The 1643-nt window shown below is 56.8% G+C and carries 1 protein-coding gene; it reads right to left on the bottom strand.

Going from position 1 to position 1643, the window contains the following annotated elements; translation table 11 throughout:
* Window positions 1-25 precede the first annotated feature (25 nt).
* A complete protein-coding gene (locus ACZYR9_RS27415; protein ID WP_488981481.1) occupies window positions 26-1519 on the bottom strand; it encodes an IS5 family transposase in 1494 nt (497 codons plus the stop codon).
* Between the last annotated feature and the right edge of the window lie 124 nt (window positions 1520-1643).

The following is a 1643-nucleotide window of genomic DNA, read 5'->3' on the forward strand; positions in this document are numbered from 1 at the left end:
TAGGGCTTGCTGAACGGGTCACATTTTACGGCATCACGGGCAAGCGGAATGCAAGGGTCGACCAGAGCCATTGCAAAAAAGGCAAAAAGAGAACCCGGAGTCTCTTTTCGAGGTTCATGACCAGCAGTTGCAGCCCGATCACGGTCTCGCTCGTCCTCTGAAGACGCGCTCGAATACGGCCAAGCCCATAACTGCGCTTGCCTTCACCGAACTTGCCTTCCACTGCGTTGCGTGCGGCTGCATCTGCCTTCGCGATCTTCTTCTGCTCCTGCTGATCGGCGGACGGACGCCCCAACTGCGGTCCACTCAGCCGAATTCCCTTCTCCTTGCAGTAGCGCAAGTTGTCGCGTGTGCGATAAATCTGGTCAGCCAGCACCGCTTTGGGATAATAGCCGAACCTGACGCGGTAGTGTTCCACTGCATCCTGCAGCGTCTGACCTTCGTTGTAGCTGTCCCAAGACAGATACTCCCGGAAGGCATAGCCGTTCACCAGGCTAATCGCCAGCTTCGCGCCGAACTCGACGTTCGCCCGAGCTTTGCCACGCACGATCGGCCTCACGTGCGGCTGTGCGATACTGACAATCCGATCGGGTACGCTATGCGTTCGCTTGTCGTACATCGCTTGCTGCTGGCGATAGAGCTCTTGAATGACCAGCAGCTCCTTGTACATGCGACGCGGCAGTTGCGTCAGGCCGCCCGTCGTCTCGGCGAGTTCGGCGATGATGCGCAGATCACGGGAGACGAACCGCAACTGCTTGCCGATGGCTTTGCGCATCGTGCGCGGCTTCACGCGCCGCTGCTTGGCAATCGCCAGATAGGCTTTGCGGGCACGCTCTCGGTATGTTCTTGGCTTGCGAGTCTTTCCGCGCTGCGGTTCATGCAGAATGTCGATGATGTTCTCCAGCTTTTCTCTGGCCTGATTCAGAAGAGACAGATCCGTCGGGTAGGCGATATCCGCCGGCGCGCAGGTGGCGTCCAGCAACAGTTCACCCTCGTTCGTCAGTTCCATCTGCCGAAGTTGCGGTTCTGCGGACTCGTCCGATGCTGCGGCCGCTCCGTTGCCGGGCTCATCGTCGTCATTGTCCGATGAATCATTCGCTTCACTCGACTTACGCGCTTCTTCCAGAGCGATCCATTCATTGACTTCATCAAGGATCTCGCCGCCCAGCCGCTTGCGGAAGTGTGTCATGAGCGAATGGTGAAACGGACGGCGGTACTGGTATTCGGGCAGACCGAGGAAGTACTGCAGATACGGGTTCTCCAGAATCTGACGAAGCGTCTCACGATCATCGGTGCCCAGCCGCTCCTGGATGATTAGGGCGCCGAGTGCGACACGGATCGATACAGCCTTCTGACCCTTGAGGCTCTTTTTAAAGTTCTTCGCATACTTCTCTTCGAGTTTCCACCACGGAATCATTTGGGCGAGCAACACCCAGCGGTTATCTTCTGCGAGTTTCCCGCCGAACGGCAAAAAGAAGTCGCCTGGCAAGATCATCTGGCTCTCGATTCGCTGATACAATTCGGACGCCTCCATGTGCAAGGTTTTTCGCGGGTAAGTCCCTGTTTTCCTTGCACTTGAATTCGACAAAAGAGGTCCTAAACCCTTGTGGCTGTCGGACTTTTGATTCGTTCAGCAAGCCCTA

The organism is Paenibacillus sp. F024, assembly GCF_057814255.1.